Source organism: Tenacibaculum larymnensis (assembly GCF_028829235.1).
In the GTDB taxonomy this organism is placed as follows: domain Bacteria; phylum Bacteroidota; class Bacteroidia; order Flavobacteriales; family Flavobacteriaceae; genus Polaribacter; species Polaribacter larymnensis.
Genome location: NZ_JAIWJY010000007.1, coordinates 113,299 through 129,270, shown reverse-complemented (window position 1 = coordinate 129,270; position 15,972 = coordinate 113,299). Strand labels below are relative to the sequence as shown.

Genomic DNA, 15,972 nt, shown 5'->3' with positions numbered 1-15,972 from the left:
TATTTTTGTTAGAAATAAATTGAACGCTACAATATAGCTATTATTTTAGGAAGGTAAATTATCCCAGCAATAATTAGTGATATAAAGGCAGCAAATGCAGGAGCACCAGCAGCAATATCTTTAATAAAGCCTATTTTTTTATGATAATCAGGATGTATAAAATCAGCTACTTTTTCAATAGCTGTGTTTAAAGCTTCTGCTACTAAAACAATACCAATAGCCAAAGTTTGAATCATCCATTCTGTTGCAGATATATTAAAGTAAAATCCGAAGATAGTAGCAATTAAAGCAAATGTAAGTTGAGCTTTTATACTATCTTCTGTAGTTATTAATAACCACATTCCTTTTACTGCAAATTTAATACTACGTATGCGTCCTTTTAAAAAGCCGTCATTCGGGTTCTTCATATATTTTTAAAGAGCTTTTAATGCAGCTTCATAGTTAGGTTCATCTACAGTTTCATTTACTTGTTCTGTATAGGTTACATTACCATTTTCATCAATGATAACAATAGAACGAGAGTGTAAGCCAGCTAAAGGCCCTGTAACAATTTCTAATCCATAGTCTTTACCAAATCTACCAGCAGCAAAATCAGATAGCATTACTACATTTTCAATGCCTTCAGCACCACAAAAACGACCTTGAGCAAAAGGTAAGTCTCTAGAAATACATAAAACTTTAGTGTTTTCTAAGTTGGCGGCCTTTTTATTGAATTCTCTAACAGATGTAGCACAAGTACCTGTATCGACACTTGGAAAAATATTTAAAATTAATTTAGAACCACTAAAGTCACTTAAATTCTTGACAGATAAATCAGTAGCAACTAACGAAAAATCAATTGCTTTAGTTCCATTTTTAGGTAAGTTACCTATTGTTTCTATTGTGTTACCTTTTAGAGTTATTGAAGCCATTTTATATGTGTTTTAGGAAAATCAAAAATAAGAATTATTAAATAACTTATAAGAATATTCTAAGTTTTCCTGAGGAATTTAATTTTTTGCAAAACCAAGAGACAATCTTTTTCGTAGGTATGGTTAAATAGAAATATTAATTTAAAAATCATTATTTATGAAAACCTTAAACTTTTTAAAAGTAACCGTTTTAGCAGTCGCTTTATTTACCAGCTATAGTATTACGGCACAAGAAGACACAAAAATGGTTGGAGGTGCAGAAATGTATCCATCAAAAAACATTGTGCAAAATGCTGTAAATTCTAAAGATCATACAACATTAGTAGCTGCTGTAAAAGCAGCAGATTTGGTAGATGTTTTATCTAGTAAAGGACCTTTTACAGTTTTTGCTCCTGTAAATAAGGCTTTTGATAAGCTTCCTGAAGGAGTAGTTGAATCGTTATTAAAACCAGAAAACAAAATGAAGTTACAGACCATTTTGAAGTACCATGTTGTTGCTGGTAAATGGAGTGCAAACGAATTAGTGAAGTTAATAAAAGATAAAAAAGGTAAGGTTTCTATAGAAACTGTTAGCGGAGGTAAAATCACCGCATGGATGAAAGGAAAAAATGTTTATATATCTGATGCAAGTGGAGGTAAGGCAAAGGTTACTATTACAGATGTAAATCAATCTAATGGAGTAATTCATGTAATTAATAGCGTTTTATTACCAAAATCATAAAAACTAGAGTAAATTGTAATTATTTGATGTTATAAAAACCGCTTTTTTAAGCGGTTTTTATTTTGTCATATCCCTGTATTATTTTAGATAACAGTTGTATTTTTGCAAGCTGAAAAGAGTACTAAATTGAACATTAAGCAATATACATCAGAATTTAAATACAATTTAAAACTTGCAGCTCCTGTAATGTTAGGTATGTTGGGGCATACTTTTGTGAGTTTTATAGATAATATAATGGTAGGGCAATTGGGAACTGCAGAGTTAGCAGCGGTTTCATTGGGTAATAGCTTTATGTTTATAGCTATGTCGTTAGGTATTGGTTTTTCTACCGCAATAACTCCCTTAATTGCCGAAGCAGATTCTTCTAATAATTTTACACAAGCAAAATCAACTTTTAAGCACGGACTTTTCTTGTGTATTATGATGGGGATTATGCTATTTTTAGTAGTTTTCTTTTCTAAACCATTAATGTATTTAATGAAGCAACCTATAGAAGTGGTTGAGTTGGCGATTCCATACTTAGACTTGGTAGCTTTTTCATTAATTCCGATGATTATTTTTCAGGCATTTAAACAGTTTAGTGATGGAATGTCAATGACACGCTATCCTATGTATGCAACATTGATAGCTAATGTGTTGAATGTATTACTGAATTACTTACTTATTTATGGTAAGTTTGGTTTTCCTCAATTAGGTATTGTGGGAGCTGCATACGGAACGTTGCTATCAAGGTTTGTAATGGTAGTATATTTATGGTGGTTGTTAAGTAAAAAGGAACGTTCAAAACGTTTGGTTACTAATATCAAGTTTTTTGTGCTAGATACTTTAATGATTAGAAAAATCATAAATTTAGGTACACCAAGTGCTATGCAAATGTTTTTTGAAGTAGCCATTTTTACGGCAGCAATTTGGTTAAGTGGATTGTTGGGAAAAAATCCGCAGGCAGCGAACCAAATAGCGTTGAATTTATCTTCTATGACATTTATGGTAGCAACAGGATTAAGTGTTGCCTCTATGATTAGGGTAGGAAACCAAAAAGGATTAAAAAATTATAAAGAATTACGAAGAATAGCATTTTCAATATTTTTCTTAGGAACTATACTGGCAGTTATATTTGCTACTTTTTTCTTTGTTTTTCACAAATCATTACCAAATTTATATGTTGATTTAAGCGATGCTGAAAATTATGCAGATAACATGGAGGTAATGGCTATAGCAGCAAATTTGTTAATTGCGGCTGCAATTTTTCAAATTAGTGATAGTATACAAGTTGTAATGTTAGGAGCTTTACGCGGTTTACAAGATGTAAAAGTACCTACATTAATTACTTTTATATCGTATTGGGTAGTAGGTTTTCCTATTAGTTTTTTCTTCGGTTCAGAAGAAATGTATGGAAGCTTTGGTATTTGGTTAGGTTTACTAGCAGGATTAACTACAGCATCAATTTTACTGTTTATACGATTTAACAAATTAACTATTGAACTTATTAAAACAAAACACCATGAACTTACCTAAATTTTTATTAGCAGATAATAGCGAACATCCAGAAGATATTTTTGTTTTACATACTGAGTATCCTCGTTTTTTAATCAATTTAAAAGACGATGAAATTGAGTGGTTTGAAGACTTGTCTAACGAAAACGAACAAGATTTAGCGAATGAGTTAGAAGGTTTAATTGAGGCTGCAGGGTTATTTTATGATGCTGAAATGGAAGGATTAGAATAAGAGTTATTCTTCTAAGTAATCAATAGGATTTAGATAAAACATTTTTTTCCATCCTTGTCTGTCTGAATCAACTTTCCAAACATACGGAATTAGAGATAAAATGGAATAGTGTAGGTGGGGAGCTTTCCCCACAGCATTTCCACTAGTACCAACTGTTCCAATTTCCGAATTATTATTTACAAAACTTAAAGAAGTTGTTTTTACCTCTTCTAAATGAGCATAGTAGTGTAATCTCCATTTAGGACCTAGTATAACTACAATATTTCCGCCTATACTTATTTTTCCAGAAAATAAAACTAATCCATAGGTTGATGAGGTTATTTTAGTATTTTTTTTAGCAAAAATATCAACTCCTTTATGGGTAACTGATTTTCCCCAAGGATAATACCAAAATGATTTTGGATTATAATCAGATTTGGTAGCTCCATTAACAGGAATTTTTAAGTTTTGAGGAATTAAAAAGCCTGTTAATAGAATTATTAAAAGAATAAGTAGTTTCTTTTTTATTTTAAACACGTTGTTTTATAGTTTTACCACCAAAGTTCTGTTTCTTCTTTCCATAGAATTAATCTGAAATCTTCGTAATGATCTCCATTGCCTATTGCGTGTGTATCTCTATGTCCTTTACCTAGTCTTAATTTGTGAACAAACCCAGTGTAAGAACCTACCCATAAAGTTTGTTCATCGTCAGAAATTGCAATACCACTTATGGTAGATCCTAAAAAATGCCTCCAAATACAGTTCCCGTTTTTGTCAAACGCTTTAATATACCCATATGCATCTCCTAAGATATAGTAATCTTTAGTAGTTGTACCAACATAAACTCTCATTTCATCATCAATAACTTTAAAGTTATCAGCTTCATCTACATAAGATTCAACTTCTATTCCATTTAAGTTGTCAGTATCTACTCCAATAGTAATTCCATTATAAAAATGGCAAGAATTTGTAATAAGTTGTTTGTCGTCTTTAGAAAAAAGACAAAAATGAGGGTATGAAGATTGTGGACCTATTTCTCCGATTTGATTTCCTTCGCTGTCCATTACTCGATGGTCAAAAGATTGATCGCCGACTACAATATATTTATTGTTATTTGATAAAGTAGCGTTTTCCATAGCTATATATGAGTCCCATTCTTCATCTTCTAAATCAGGTTCAGGATGTATCATGTTTATTGAGTTTTTAGAAACAAGATATATCCCTTCAGAAGTTGTGACAAGTACTTTTTTACCATCATTAAAAGGCGTCATATTTGAAATACCTAACTTATTTATGTCTCCTAATTCAAATGTTTCGATAATATCTCCATCCCATTCTTTACGAGTAATTAATATACCAGGTGTTTTAACAGCAAAAATGTTATTTTGATGAGACCTTCCAATGGCTTCAATAGTATCGTCTAATTTGATTAGTGTTTTGTTGTCTAGAATATATGCTTGTCTCTTCTGATAGGAAGTACCAACAATGAAAACAATTTTTTCATCCTCAATAAAACATAGTTGTTCAATGCTTTGTCCTTTCTCTTTAAAATATTTTATTAACGGAGTATGAGCGGGCGGATATTGCTTTCTGAACTCTTCAATACGTCCAGTTTTATTGGCTTCTTTTAATTTTTGTACTACAGTATCAGCTAAATGGTCGCGATTGTCTTCTGGCTCTTTACCTTTCCAGTTCTCCCAACCATGTTCTTCACCAAAAGCAACCATTTTGTTAACCTCAGTAGCGTATGTTTCGCCAATGTTATACCACTCTTGTTGTATTTTTTTGTCGTTTGTTTTAATGTTTTCTATCATATTCTCTATATGTAATAATTTCGGATTACTTTGTTTGTTAACTTTGAATGTTGATGTTCAAAAACTCTTCATAAGATTCTAAGGCGTTATTATCAAGCATGTTTGGTTCTGGGTAATTATCAAAAAGATTAAAAAGACAATTAGCTATATGAAAGGGAGTGGTTTGCCAGCTTTTCTTAGAAGAGGCAATAGCACAAGATTTTGCTAAAAGTTTAACAAGTGTATTATGTACTGTTTTATCATTATCTTTTGAGTTTTTGACTATCTTGAGTAAATGAAACCTAAAGGTATCAAAAGGTGTTTCTTCTTTTTCTAAAACTGTATCTATATAGTTTAGAATAGGAAGAGTTGCATTTTTACCAAAACTTGTAAGAAAATCTAATAGTAAATATTCATCGAATCCTTTATCAGTAATTACTGATTTTTTAGAATTAGCTATCTTATCATATTCATTTAACCAATAAAGTATTTGGTTTGTGATAGAAAGGTTAGCTATACTGTTTTTTATTACTTCTTTTATTACCTCTTTGTTTTCCTCTTCATAAATTGAAATTTCATACCTGTTTAAGAATTGATTATGGACTTTTTTAGGGTTCAGATATTTAGAAGATCTTTCTTCAACACTTTCTGTTTTTTTAGAATCAATAATAGTGATAAATAGCGTAATGTTGTCTCTTTCATCACCTTTTCCAAAGAAGAATTTTTCGTCTAATATTTTTAGGGCATTTTGCATGGCTTGTATCACAGTATCACAATATCGGTAAAAACCTAGTTGCTCTTCCATAGCATTCATTATAGGATATACTTCTTTTAGGTGACTGCTATCTATGTGTGCCCATTCAGAAGGAGTCCAACGTAAATATTCGTCACGAGAGGTGTTGGAACTCGAATTGTAATGGTCTAGTCGTTTTTGGTGGCTTTGTATAGAGTTAGCACAAGCACATATCATTGTAGGGTGGTCGGTTGTGTATAAAGCAAAAGAAAAAAAAGTTTCGTCAGGAAATTGACTTTTAAAATCGAGGTAAGTTTTCTCTGTGGCTTTAGCAAGCGCAATAGATAATTCTTTTTCAGTAATCAGCATGTCGATAAATATTTAATTTGTTTTTTGGTGCAGAGTTGTATGTTAAAGCCAATCAGCTTCAATTCCTTTTTCTTGAAAATCTTCTAAAAGTGATTCATTCTCGCTATAAAGAAGAGAGACACTTTTTAAGTTAGGAAGTAGTTTAGCATCAACAGCAGAGTTTACACTAAATACATCATCTTCACCATCCCAAAAAGGAATGATTTGACCGTAAATTTCATCACCTCCATCCATGTGTAACTCTTCAATGTTTTCAACCATTTCAGAAGTAATTTCTAAGTTTTTAAAGTATTGTAATACCTCTGGAATTATTTCGTAGCCTTCTTCTTCAATAACATTATAAGCTTCTGAAGAAGTTAAGTTCCGGTGTTTTTCAATAAAATCATATACCTCTAATTTAGGTTGTAATACTTCTTGAATGTACATTAACTCGTTAATTACAGTTAATTTAAAGTTTAACTCTTTGAAATTTAATTGATTACTCATAGTTTGTTTTTTTTATTTAAAGGGAAGTTAAGCGTAGAAAACACTCAATAGCTTTTTTTTGTGAAATTATTTATAAAAACAAACGCAATCGATACAAAATTTGTTAAAAAAAGTATAAGGTTGGTTGGAGAGAAGTTGGAGTTGTAAAAGAAACGCAATAGTGATTGTTTTCACTATTGCGTTTTAGGTTTATTTAGTTATTTGATGTGTCCAAAACGCACCACTAATATCTGTTATTTTTACGGTATATGTTCCGTTAGAAAGGTTTGAGAAGTTAGGGGTTTTAAAAGTCATTTTTGCTTTAGCTCCCAAAGGAACAATTAAACTATGTTTACCAGGTTTTATTTTAGCAACGTAATAATTTAATATATTTTGATTAGCTAAAGAAGCTAATTCTTTTTGCGAATACTGAACAATACTATTGTTATTCTGATCTAATAACTCTATTGCAATAACCCATGAACCATATACATCAACACCTTCTGTTCTAAAAACATCAAAAGAAAGTGTATCGTTATTAATTTTTCCTTCTGTTATTTCTAATTTAGGTTTAACCGATTTATTATGAAGCGTTCCCCAAACTCCACCATGAAATACTTGATTGGTAAATAAAGTTATTCCTAAAATTGCTAAGGAACCTATTAAAACAAATCTTGGAAAAAAATGGTTTTTAATCGGCAAAATACCTGATCCTAACCATGCAAACCATTTCTTTTTAGTGAAGTATAAGTTGTTTTTTATAAAGTAGTTATCTAGTGAGTATTTACCGCTTCCTGTTAAAAAGAGTACATATCCTGTAGCTATTCCAAGCACACCAATTTGCCATTCGTCAAGGCATGTTGTTCCTATCCAACCAGAACCCAAAAGAATTCCCATAGCAAGACCGAATACACCAATACTCATTATTCTGGTAAATAAACCAAAAATGATGAATAATCCTACAATTCCTTCAATAATGGTAAATATTACCATATTTAACCATAGGATGTCTGGGTTTTCTACTAAATATTGAATTAGAGGTTTAATACCTAATGCATTAGGGAGGAAATGGTTAAACTTCTCTCCAATGTATCCTGCTACTTCAGGGTCGAGTTTATCGGCTAAAACTGTTCTTCTCCAAAAAGCAGAGAAGTAGGTCCAACCAATAACTAACCGTATTGCCAGAGCCAAAAGCCCTGAATCGTTTTTTATATTGTTGTTAATCATTATATTTTTGTATTAAGACTTATACTATTTGTAGTTTTATAGTACAAGCGATAGCTACATAAGTAAGTGTTATGTAGATTATTATTTTTTATCTGTAACTATTAAGAAGAGAGAGCTAAAGGTGGACTTTAAAATTTTTAAATAAAATATAAAGAGGAATTAAAGATGTTACATGTCCTTTTTTTTGATAATTGCTTATTGTTTTTCTAGGGAGGCTCTCAATAAGGCGAAGAGAGAAGTTAAAAGCTTTATTCAGAAAAGCTGGTGAAATTTTACTATAAGATACTATTTGTATTAATGAAGCATCAGTAATTTCACTATCATAGCAGTTTATTTGATTGTGTGTTGTTTGACTTTTGTTAGATACCTCTGTTTGAGGAATATTAAGTCCTGCTTGTATAAAGTTTCTAACTTTACAAGGAGAAAACAGTAATAAAATAACTAACCCTATTGCAGAGAATAAGGTAGATATATTAAAAGCTTTGTAAAGTTTTCTCATACTGTAAACTTATAAAATAAACCGAGTGTAGTTTGTTATAGTTTTCTTAATAAAGTTATTGTATTTGCAAATGTTCCATTTCTTTACCTGCTAATACTTTTTCACCAACAACTTTAAAACCAAGTTTTAAATATAATTTTCTAGCATTAGGGTTTTCTTTATCTACTAAAAGGCCTAATGTTCCGTTCTTTTTATGGACATATTCATTGATTAAGAATTGCAATACTTTAGAGCCAATGCCTTTGCCTTGGTAGTTAGGGTTTACACCAATACAATCAATATAATATTCTCCAGACTGGGTTTCGTCTTCATATGTTAGTTCTTGGTTAAACATCTTTTTTAGCAATGAAGCTACTGGTTTTCTAAGTTCTTTTAAATCTGCGCCATTATAGATGTTAGTTGCGGCAATAGTTTTATTGTTACTATCTATAACCCAACAGTTTTCGTAAGAGTACTGATTGTTTTTTTGAATAATTAACGATTCTAAAAAATGAAGTGCTTTCTCTGTAGAACTTTCTCCTATAAATTTATAAACAATGTCTTCCATTGCTAATAACATATAAGAAGCAATTTCTTTGGTGTCTTTGGTAGTAGCTTTTCTAACAATCATTGTAAATATTTAATTGATTTTATTTCTAACTAATCTAACACTCATACCAAACGATTTTCCTTTATGTTCTTTAGTGTAAGTTATAATTTTTTCTCTGTTTCCAGATACAGCAAACCCTTCTTTAAAACTTATGTAGCTGGCAGTGTTTTTATTAGGTGTTGTTGAGCTCCAGAAAGCATAAGCTCCTTTTCCCCAAAAAAAAGTAGAGTCAATCTCTGTAAATAATTGTTTATAATTAACTCTATCCTTTTTGTTCTTATTAATAGATCGATATTCTTTTATAGTTGGAACTCTCCAATCGTTAAACCCTGCATAGTTATGAGAATTCATTTTTTCTTGCCATTCAAATACTTCGTTCCATTTATTTAAAAACCTTTTTTCAATGGCACTAAAATCTTTCTTCATCCAAATTAAGTTTGTGGTAGAGTCTAACACAATTAAAGTAGCGTTAATAGTTTTTTGGTTGTTGTTAGGTATAACTATTTCTATTTTTACTTCAGGCTTCTTTTTAGGGGTGTTATTTTCTTTCTGAGTCTTTTTACACGATGAAAAGCTAAGTAGTAAAACAACTATGGTAAGTATTCTCATTTTCTTAAAACTTCAATTTTATGCAAATTTATGCTCTCTAGAATTAATTTTTTACTTTTTATTTGAAATAATGTTTTATGTAATTTTCCATATTGACTTTTTTTAAAAAAATACAGCCCCAAGAAAAGTTTGACGCGCTTGTTTAAAGTATCTATATTTGAGCTCTTAATGAAAATGATTTTAGATGTTAGATTTTGTGATTATAGGTGGTGCACAAGCAGGCTTATCCATGGCTTACCACTTAAAAAAGATGGAAAAAAGTTTTATAGTAGTAGATGGAGAAGAAGAAATAGGAGCCTCTTGGCTAAATAGATGGGACTCTTTAAAACTATTTACACCAACAGAATATAATCACTTACCTGGTTTAAAATTTAACGCTCCTAAAGGGCATTATCCATCTAAATATGAGGTTAGCGATTACTTTAAATCGTATGTGAAGAAGTTTGACATTCCTGTACAACTAAACACATTAGTTACTTCTGTAAAAAAATCGACTAAAGGATTTCATGTAATCTATAATGAAGGAGAAATTCTAGCTAAGAATATAATTGTAGCAACCGGACCGTTTCATATACCGTACACACCACCTTGTCATACTAAACTATCTGATGAAGTATTGCAAATGCACAGTAATTACTATAAAAATAGTAAACAGTTACAAGAAGGAGATGTTTTAGTTGTTGGAGGAGGGGATTCTGGATACCAAATTCTGGATGAAATATCTAAGGATAAAAAATCAAAAACGGTTTATTTTTCGGGAGATACGAAGGTGAAAACCTTACCTCAGCAATTTTTAGGTAAAACTCTATGGTGGTGGTTTACGCTTATAGGCTTTTTAAAGTTTAACAAGTACAGTTGGATAGGGAAAAAAATAAGCACATCGTTGCAACCTGTAATTGGTACTGATGTAAAAGAAATTTTATCCCGTGAAAATGTAGTTACTGTAGGAAGAACCAAAGATGCGTTAGATAATGAAGTTGTTTTTGAAAATAAAAAAGTAACATCAATAAAAAATATTATTTGGGCAACAGGATATCGTCCTAACTTTAAATGGATAGAAGGTTTGGAGTTAGACTCAGATAATTATCCAAAAAATTATAGAGGAGTAAGTAATATAGAAGGTCTGTATTTTATAGGTTTACCTTGGATGTATACACGTGGTTCTGCTACTCTAGGAGGTGTATCAAAAGATGCAAGCTATTTGGCAGATATAATTAGTGAAAAATAAATTTTAAGCATAATAACAAAACTACCAATAGCAGCAGTTATTAGTAGTTTTGTTAGATAGGTTTATAAAATTAAGGATACTTCTCTTAAAAATAAGTCTAATTACTTAATTAGAATATTTAAAATCTTTGCACTTAAAAATAATCCAAAACCAAATACGGTATGTGTAATTAAGCTCATTACTCTAGCTTTGATTGGATCAGGAACATTAGAAGCGGCAACACCTAGTCCGAAAGCAGGCTGCATAAAAAAGAAAGGAGCTATAACAGTTACTATCCCTATGATTAAAGCTGGTAAAAGAGTAGGGTTTTCAAGCCATTTTTTATCAAAAATAAGTACTAAAAGTAAAGCGAACATAATTCCAATCGTATAGTGTGCAATCCAGCCAATTATATGTTCGTGTTTTATAGAGGGAGCGGTAAATATTGTATGGTGAGAAAACTTACCATCAAAAAAATATCCAATCCAGCGGCCTAGAAACTTGTAGTTAAGAGTTTTTATACCAAAGTAATTCAAGATTATGGAGTAACTATCCATAGTTGCTGTTGCTCCAATACCTATTAAAATTGTTTGAAATAAATTATTCATGTTGTTTTTTCAGACAAAAGTAAAATGGGTGAAGTATGTGGTGATAGGACAAAACGGAGAAATAATAGGATAAATTAATACAACTTAACTAAATTTAGTAGCTTCTCTTTACTGTTTTGGTTGTTAAAACAAACCAAAATCTTATTACATTCGCAGTATGCAACAAACAACAAATACAATAGTAATGGTTCGTCCTGCAAGTTTTAGGATGAATGAACAAACAGCAGTAAATAATTATTACCAACAAGAATTGTCAGGAATGTTACCTGCATCAATTAATGCTAAGGCACAAGAAGAATTTGATTCTTTTGTAGAAAAGTTGGAAGCTATTGGTGTTACTGTAGTAGTTGTTGAAGATACTAAAGAACCAAATACACCCGATGCATTGTTTCCAAATAATTGGATTTCTTTTCATGAAAATGGAGATGTTGCTATCTATCCAATGTTTGCAGATAATAGACGTTTAGAGCGTAGAGAAGATGTACTAGAGATTATGGAAGAAAAAGGGTTTGTAATAGAAAATGTTGTAGACTACTCTGAAGCAGAAGAGGAGGAGGTTTTCTTAGAAGGAACTGGAAGTATGATCTTAGATAGGCACAACAGAAAAGCGTATTGTGCTTTATCTCCTCGTGCAGATGAAGAGCTGTTTATTGAATTTTGCGAAGATTTTGAATATACTCCTGTAATTTTTACAGCAAACCAAACAGTTGGGGGAAAGAGAGAAGCTATTTATCATACAAACGTAATGATGTGTGTTGCGGAAAGTTTTGCGGTGGTATGTTTAGATTCGATAGATGATAAAAAAGAAAAGAAAAACTTATTAAAGCACTTAAAGTCGGATGGAAAAGAAGTTATTGCCATCTCAGAACAACAAGTAACACAATTTGCAGGAAATATGTTACAAGTTAAAGGAATAAACGATGAACGTTACTTAGTAATGAGTTCTTCTGCTTTTAATTCGTTGAATTCTAATCAAGTTAAAGCTATAGAAAAGCACAGCAAAATACTACAGAGCTCTCTAGAAACTATAGAAATCTGTGGTGGTGGAAGTGCTCGTTGCATGATGGCTGAGGTTTTTTTACCAAGAGCCTAAGCAACCATTGTATTTGAAACTTTATAGTTTTTATAGTACTGCATTAAGATAAAAGAACAGATTACTGAAGAAGCAATCCCTTCAATAGCTAATGCAAATACAACAAGTGGTAAACTTAAGTTCTGACCCCAGAAAGAAGACTGTTCAAGTATTGTCATAAAACCAGCATCTATAAAATCTACATATATAATAAGGCCTAAAATGGTTAAGGCTACAGCAATTATAGAGGTTCCAATTCCTAATAAAAAATTGCTAAAATATAACGATTCGTGGTTTTTAACGATATTGGTTTTTATAGCTCTGTTAATACCATATAGAACGAAAGCAAAGTTTAAAAAACGCAGTTCGGAAACATCTTCCAATCCAAAAATTTTCATAATTAGAAAGAAGCCAACAATGCCCGCAAAAATTAGCAGCGCATTGCTAAATATGATTTTATTGCTCGCCATAATAGTACATTTTAAGAGTTAATCGTCTTAAAAGTACAAAATAATGATATGAAAATCAATTATTTATAGTAAAGCTTCTCTTAAAACTGTTACTGGGTGTTTTGCTACACGCTTTGTTCCGTCATAAATTTGATGACGGCAACTCGTACCAGCGGCTACTATTTCAGTATCAACCGAACAATTTCTAACTTTAGGAAACAACGTATCTTCCCCCACTTGCATACTTACTTTATAATGCTCTTTTTCATATCCAAAAGATCCAGCCATACCGCAACAACCGGTATTCATAATTGTTACTTTATAGTTCTTAGGAATATTTAATATAGAAAAAGAAGCATGTGTACTAGACAATGCTTTTTGATGACAATGCCCATGTATTTTAAGTTCCTTTGTTTCGTTACTAAACTTAGTTGTATCTATAAAACTATTAGCATGTTCGTTCGCTAAAAACTCTTCAATAGTAAAACAATTTTCAGAAAGCTTTTTGGCAGATACTTTATCATCTGCTAAACGTAAGTATTCATCTCTAAACGTTAAAATAGCAGAAGGTTCAATTCCAACGAGTGGTGTTTCTTCAGAAATTAATTCTTTAAAAATCGTAACATTCTTATTAGCAATTTCTTTAGCTTCCTTTAAAAAACCTTTAGATATATAACTACGTCCGCTTTCTTCATGATCTACAGTTTTTACTTCGTATCCTAGCTTTTCTAACACAATTACAGTGTCTTTACCAATTTCAGTATCGTAGAAGTTGGTAAATTCATCATTAAAGAGATACACGGTTTTTTTTGAGTTTGTAGGTTGGTATTTTTTCAACCAAGTACTTAATGGTTGTTTAGCTAATTTAGGAACAGAACGTTCTGTAGCAACTCCCATAACTTTTTTAGCTAGGTTAGTATTGGTAAAGAAATTTGTTAGCACAGGGAACTTACTTCCTAGTTTATTGTATTTGGCATTATTTGCAAACAATTTACTACGGAAAGAATACCCGTTTGTTTCTTGATATTGGTACAAGAATTCTGCTTTCATAGAGGCAATATCTACGTTACTAGGGCATTCGCTAGCACAAGCTTTACAGCTTAAACATAGGTCGAGAATACTTTTTAATTCTTTAGAATCGAACTTGTTTTTAGCAGCATTATTGGTTAACACTTCACGTAATGTATTGGCTCTTGCTCGTGTAGTTTCCTTTTCATTACGAGTAGCTCGGTAACTTGGGCAGAGTGTTCCCCCAGCTTCAGGAGATTTACGACAATCACCAGAGCCGTTACATTTTTCAGCTAGCTTTAAAATACCTTCACTATCTGAAAAATCTTGAATGGTTTCTATCTCAGGTTCATTTCTGTCAATTTCATAACGTAAACTTTGATCCATTGGAAAAGCATCCGTAATTTTTCCTTTGTTGAATACGTTATTTGGATCGAATGCCTTTTTTATTCTTCGTAATAGTTGATAGTTTTTATCACCTATCATCAATGGAATAAACTCTGCACGCACAATACCATCACCATGTTCACCACTAAAGGATCCTTGATATTTCTTAACTAACTCAGCAGTTTCAGTAGTTATTTTCCTAAAAAGTACTACATCTTCCTTTTTCTTTAAATTCAAAATAGGACGTAAATGTAACTCACCAGCTCCTGCATGTGCATAATACACAGCTCTTTGCTGGTACTTATCCATAATTTTAGTGAATTCCTCAATATAGGTAGGTAAATCTTCTAAAGCTACGGCAGTATCTTCAATACAAGCTACTGCTTTATCGTCTCCAACAATGTTTCCTAATAATCCTAAACCAGCTTTTCGTAGTTGATGCACTTTAGCAATGTCTTCACCATACACTTTAGGGTAGTGGTATCCAAAGTTGTTTGCTTTTAAATCTTCAATAAGTTTATCGGCTAGTATTTCTGCTTCTTCAATGGTATCGGCAGAAACTTCTAACATTAATACAGCTTCAGGATCACCTTGTAAAAAGAAACGATTCTTTGCTTGTTCGCGATTGTTTTTAGTACAGTCTAAAATTACTTTATCCATTAATTCACAAGCATAGAGTTTGTGTTTCATGGTAGTAACGGTAGCTTTTAAACTTTCATTTACACTAGTAAAATGTGGACACACCATAATACTTTGGGTAGGAGGTAAGTCGTCTAGTTGAATGGTGATAGCGGTTGAAAATACCAAAGTACCTTCACTTCCTGATAAAAATTTAGCAGGGTTAATAGTTGGTTCAGTTCCGCCAAATAAATCGGAAGTTAAAAACTCATCAACAGCATACCCTGTATTTCTTCGGTGAATGCTTTCTTTTGGGAATTCTTTTTTTATTTCTTGCTGAATGGCTTCTTGAGAAAGTTCAGTATAAATAGCACGATAGATGTTTCCTTCTAATGAATTCTCTATTTTCTTTTGGTTGAATTCAGCTGAGGTAATTTCAGAAAAAGTAACTTCACTACCATCACTTAACAAACCTTGAATAGCAATGACTTTATCACGGGTAACTCCGTAACGAATAGAAGTACTTCCTGAAGAGTTGTTGCCTACCATACCGCCAATCATACAACGGTTAGAGGTTGAGGTATTCGGCCCAAAAAACAATCCGAATGGTTTTAGGAAGCGGTTTAAATCATCACGAATAATTCCTGGCTCTACCGTAATGGTTTTGTTAATTTCATCAAAAGCCAATATGTTGGTAAAGTGTTTAGAAACGTCTACAACAATTCCATCTCCTACACACTGTCCTGCTAACGAAGTTCCTGCAGTACGAGGGATTAAGGTGATATTATTTTTTGTAGCAAAATCAATTAACAGTTGAATATCCTGTATATTCTTAGGGTAGGCAACTGCTAATGGAATTTTACGATATACCGAAGCGTCTGTTGCGTAAATGTTCTTATGTAGGTCGTCAAAAAATAATTCACCAGTTAATGATTTTTTGAACGTTTCTAGTTGTGTTGTTTGTGTCATTATCTTAAAAACCTAAAAAGGTGGATAGTGTTG

Annotated in this window: 18 protein-coding genes; 5 read left to right on the top strand and 13 right to left on the bottom strand. The window is 31.7% G+C overall.

Annotation, left to right across the window (positions count from 1 at the left end):
* Positions 1-26: 26 nt before the first annotated feature.
* Both LCI24_RS11580 and tpx read right to left on the bottom strand, forming a co-directional pair.
* Positions 27-407, bottom strand: coding sequence for a diacylglycerol kinase family protein (locus tag LCI24_RS11580; protein ID WP_124590778.1), 381 nt, complete (start codon positions 405-407; stop codon positions 27-29).
* 6 nt (positions 408-413) lie between these two features.
* Positions 414-911: a thiol peroxidase gene (gene tpx / locus LCI24_RS11575; protein WP_274640514.1), complete on the bottom strand. Its 498-nt coding sequence runs from the start codon at positions 909-911 to the stop codon at positions 414-416.
* A 157-nt stretch (positions 912-1,068) separates the two neighbouring features.
* Between tpx and LCI24_RS11570 the strand changes: the two genes are divergently transcribed.
* The 3 genes from LCI24_RS11570 to LCI24_RS11560 all read left to right on the top strand — a co-directional run bounded on the left by LCI24_RS11570 (position 1,069) and on the right by LCI24_RS11560 (position 3,358).
* Positions 1,069-1,632, top strand: a complete 564-nt coding sequence (locus LCI24_RS11570; protein WP_274640513.1) for a fasciclin domain-containing protein — start codon at positions 1,069-1,071, stop codon at positions 1,630-1,632.
* Between the two features lie 126 nt (positions 1,633-1,758).
* Positions 1,759-3,147 carry an MATE family efflux transporter gene (locus LCI24_RS11565; protein WP_274640512.1) on the top strand — a complete coding sequence of 463 codons (1,389 nt, stop codon included), beginning with the start codon at positions 1,759-1,761 and terminating at the stop codon, positions 3,145-3,147.
* The gene (locus LCI24_RS11560) at positions 3,134-3,358 is read left to right on the top strand and encodes a hypothetical protein (protein ID WP_099216474.1); all 225 of its coding nucleotides are present in this window, start codon (positions 3,134-3,136) and stop codon (positions 3,356-3,358) included. The genes LCI24_RS11565 and LCI24_RS11560 overlap by 14 nt, the downstream gene beginning before the upstream one ends.
* Positions 3,359-3,361: 3 nt before the next feature.
* Here the strand turns inward: LCI24_RS11560 and LCI24_RS11555 are convergent, their stop codons facing one another.
* The 8 genes from LCI24_RS11555 to LCI24_RS11520 form a co-directional block, all read right to left on the bottom strand.
* The gene (locus LCI24_RS11555) at positions 3,362-3,874 is read right to left on the bottom strand and encodes a M23 family metallopeptidase (protein WP_274640511.1); all 513 of its coding nucleotides are present in this window, start codon (positions 3,872-3,874) and stop codon (positions 3,362-3,364) included.
* 14 nt (positions 3,875-3,888) lie between these two features.
* On the bottom strand, positions 3,889-5,151 hold the full coding sequence (locus tag LCI24_RS11550) for a hypothetical protein (RefSeq protein ID WP_274640510.1): 1,263 nt from the start codon (positions 5,149-5,151) through the stop codon (positions 3,889-3,891).
* Between the two features lie 37 nt (positions 5,152-5,188).
* Positions 5,189-6,232: a DUF4303 domain-containing protein gene (locus LCI24_RS11545; protein WP_274640509.1), complete on the bottom strand. Its 1,044-nt coding sequence runs from the start codon at positions 6,230-6,232 to the stop codon at positions 5,189-5,191.
* Between the two features lie 42 nt (positions 6,233-6,274).
* A complete protein-coding gene (locus LCI24_RS11540) occupies positions 6,275-6,718 on the bottom strand; it encodes a DUF6892 domain-containing protein (RefSeq protein ID WP_274640508.1) in 444 nt (147 codons plus the stop codon).
* A gap of 189 nt (positions 6,719-6,907) precedes the next feature.
* The gene (locus LCI24_RS11535) at positions 6,908-7,924 is read right to left on the bottom strand and encodes a TQO small subunit DoxA domain-containing protein (protein ID WP_274640507.1); all 1,017 of its coding nucleotides are present in this window, start codon (positions 7,922-7,924) and stop codon (positions 6,908-6,910) included.
* Positions 7,925-8,039: 115 nt separating this feature from the next.
* Entirely contained in the window at positions 8,040-8,423 is a 384-nt protein-coding gene (locus LCI24_RS11530) for a hypothetical protein (protein ID WP_274640506.1), read from the bottom strand.
* A gap of 55 nt (positions 8,424-8,478) precedes the next feature.
* Positions 8,479-9,033 carry a GNAT family N-acetyltransferase gene (locus LCI24_RS11525; RefSeq protein WP_274640505.1) on the bottom strand — a complete coding sequence of 185 codons (555 nt, stop codon included), beginning with the start codon at positions 9,031-9,033 and terminating at the stop codon, positions 8,479-8,481.
* Between the two features lie 9 nt (positions 9,034-9,042).
* Positions 9,043-9,621: an Lcl C-terminal domain-containing protein gene (locus LCI24_RS11520; RefSeq protein ID WP_274640504.1), complete on the bottom strand. Its 579-nt coding sequence runs from the start codon at positions 9,619-9,621 to the stop codon at positions 9,043-9,045.
* 184 nt (positions 9,622-9,805) lie between these two features.
* On the opposite strand from LCI24_RS11520, the gene LCI24_RS11515 reads away from it, so the two are divergent.
* Complete coding sequence (locus LCI24_RS11515; protein ID WP_274640503.1) at positions 9,806-10,849, top strand: flavin-containing monooxygenase; 1,044 nt, start codon at positions 9,806-9,808, stop codon at positions 10,847-10,849.
* 101 nt (positions 10,850-10,950) lie between these two features.
* Here the strand turns inward: LCI24_RS11515 and LCI24_RS11510 are convergent, their stop codons facing one another.
* Complete coding sequence (locus LCI24_RS11510; RefSeq protein WP_274640502.1) at positions 10,951-11,436, bottom strand: DUF2938 domain-containing protein; 486 nt, start codon at positions 11,434-11,436, stop codon at positions 10,951-10,953.
* Between the two features lie 157 nt (positions 11,437-11,593).
* Between LCI24_RS11510 and ctlX the strand changes: the two genes are divergently transcribed.
* Positions 11,594-12,529: a citrulline utilization hydrolase CtlX gene (ctlX, locus tag LCI24_RS11505; protein WP_274640501.1), complete on the top strand. Its 936-nt coding sequence runs from the start codon at positions 11,594-11,596 to the stop codon at positions 12,527-12,529.
* On the opposite strand, the gene LCI24_RS11500 is transcribed toward ctlX, so the two are convergent.
* Positions 12,526-12,906: a hypothetical protein gene (locus LCI24_RS11500; protein WP_274640500.1), complete on the bottom strand. Its 381-nt coding sequence runs from the start codon at positions 12,904-12,906 to the stop codon at positions 12,526-12,528. The two genes, ctlX and LCI24_RS11500, sit on opposite strands and share 4 nt — an antisense overlap.
* Positions 12,907-13,041: 135 nt before the next feature.
* On the bottom strand, positions 13,042-15,939 hold the full coding sequence (locus LCI24_RS11495; RefSeq protein WP_274640499.1) for an FAD-binding and (Fe-S)-binding domain-containing protein: 2,898 nt from the start codon (positions 15,937-15,939) through the stop codon (positions 13,042-13,044).
* Positions 15,940-15,972: the final 33 nt, after the last annotated feature.

Bases quoted from the DNA above. Each gene is read 5' to 3' on its own strand.
- LCI24_RS11545 (WP_274640509.1), bottom strand. From the start codon at position 6,232: ATGCTGATTACTGAAAAAGAATTATCTATTGCGCTTGCTAAAGCCACA.
- LCI24_RS11550 (WP_274640510.1), bottom strand. From the start codon at position 5,151: ATGATAGAAAACATTAAAACAAACGACAAAAAAATACAACAAGAGTGG.
- LCI24_RS11515 (WP_274640503.1), top strand. From the start codon at position 9,806: ATGTTAGATTTTGTGATTATAGGTGGTGCACAAGCAGGCTTATCCATG.
- LCI24_RS11560 (WP_099216474.1), top strand. From the start codon at position 3,134: ATGAACTTACCTAAATTTTTATTAGCAGATAATAGCGAACATCCAGAA.
- LCI24_RS11525 (WP_274640505.1), bottom strand. From the start codon at position 9,033: ATGATTGTTAGAAAAGCTACTACCAAAGACACCAAAGAAATTGCTTCT.
- ctlX (WP_274640501.1), top strand. From the start codon at position 11,594: ATGCAACAAACAACAAATACAATAGTAATGGTTCGTCCTGCAAGTTTT.
- LCI24_RS11495 (WP_274640499.1), bottom strand. From the start codon at position 15,939: ATGACACAAACAACACAACTAGAAACGTTCAAAAAATCATTAACTGGT.
- LCI24_RS11510 (WP_274640502.1), bottom strand. From the start codon at position 11,436: ATGAATAATTTATTTCAAACAATTTTAATAGGTATTGGAGCAACAGCA.
- tpx (WP_274640514.1), bottom strand. From the start codon at position 911: ATGGCTTCAATAACTCTAAAAGGTAACACAATAGAAACAATAGGTAAC.
- LCI24_RS11540 (WP_274640508.1), bottom strand. From the start codon at position 6,718: ATGAGTAATCAATTAAATTTCAAAGAGTTAAACTTTAAATTAACTGTA.
- LCI24_RS11520 (WP_274640504.1), bottom strand. From the start codon at position 9,621: ATGAGAATACTTACCATAGTTGTTTTACTACTTAGCTTTTCATCGTGT.
- LCI24_RS11580 (WP_124590778.1), bottom strand. From the start codon at position 407: ATGAAGAACCCGAATGACGGCTTTTTAAAAGGACGCATACGTAGTATT.
- LCI24_RS11530 (WP_274640506.1), bottom strand. From the start codon at position 8,423: ATGAGAAAACTTTACAAAGCTTTTAATATATCTACCTTATTCTCTGCA.
- LCI24_RS11500 (WP_274640500.1), bottom strand. From the start codon at position 12,906: ATGAAAATTTTTGGATTGGAAGATGTTTCCGAACTGCGTTTTTTAAAC.
- LCI24_RS11570 (WP_274640513.1), top strand. From the start codon at position 1,069: ATGAAAACCTTAAACTTTTTAAAAGTAACCGTTTTAGCAGTCGCTTTA.
- LCI24_RS11535 (WP_274640507.1), bottom strand. From the start codon at position 7,924: ATGATTAACAACAATATAAAAAACGATTCAGGGCTTTTGGCTCTGGCA.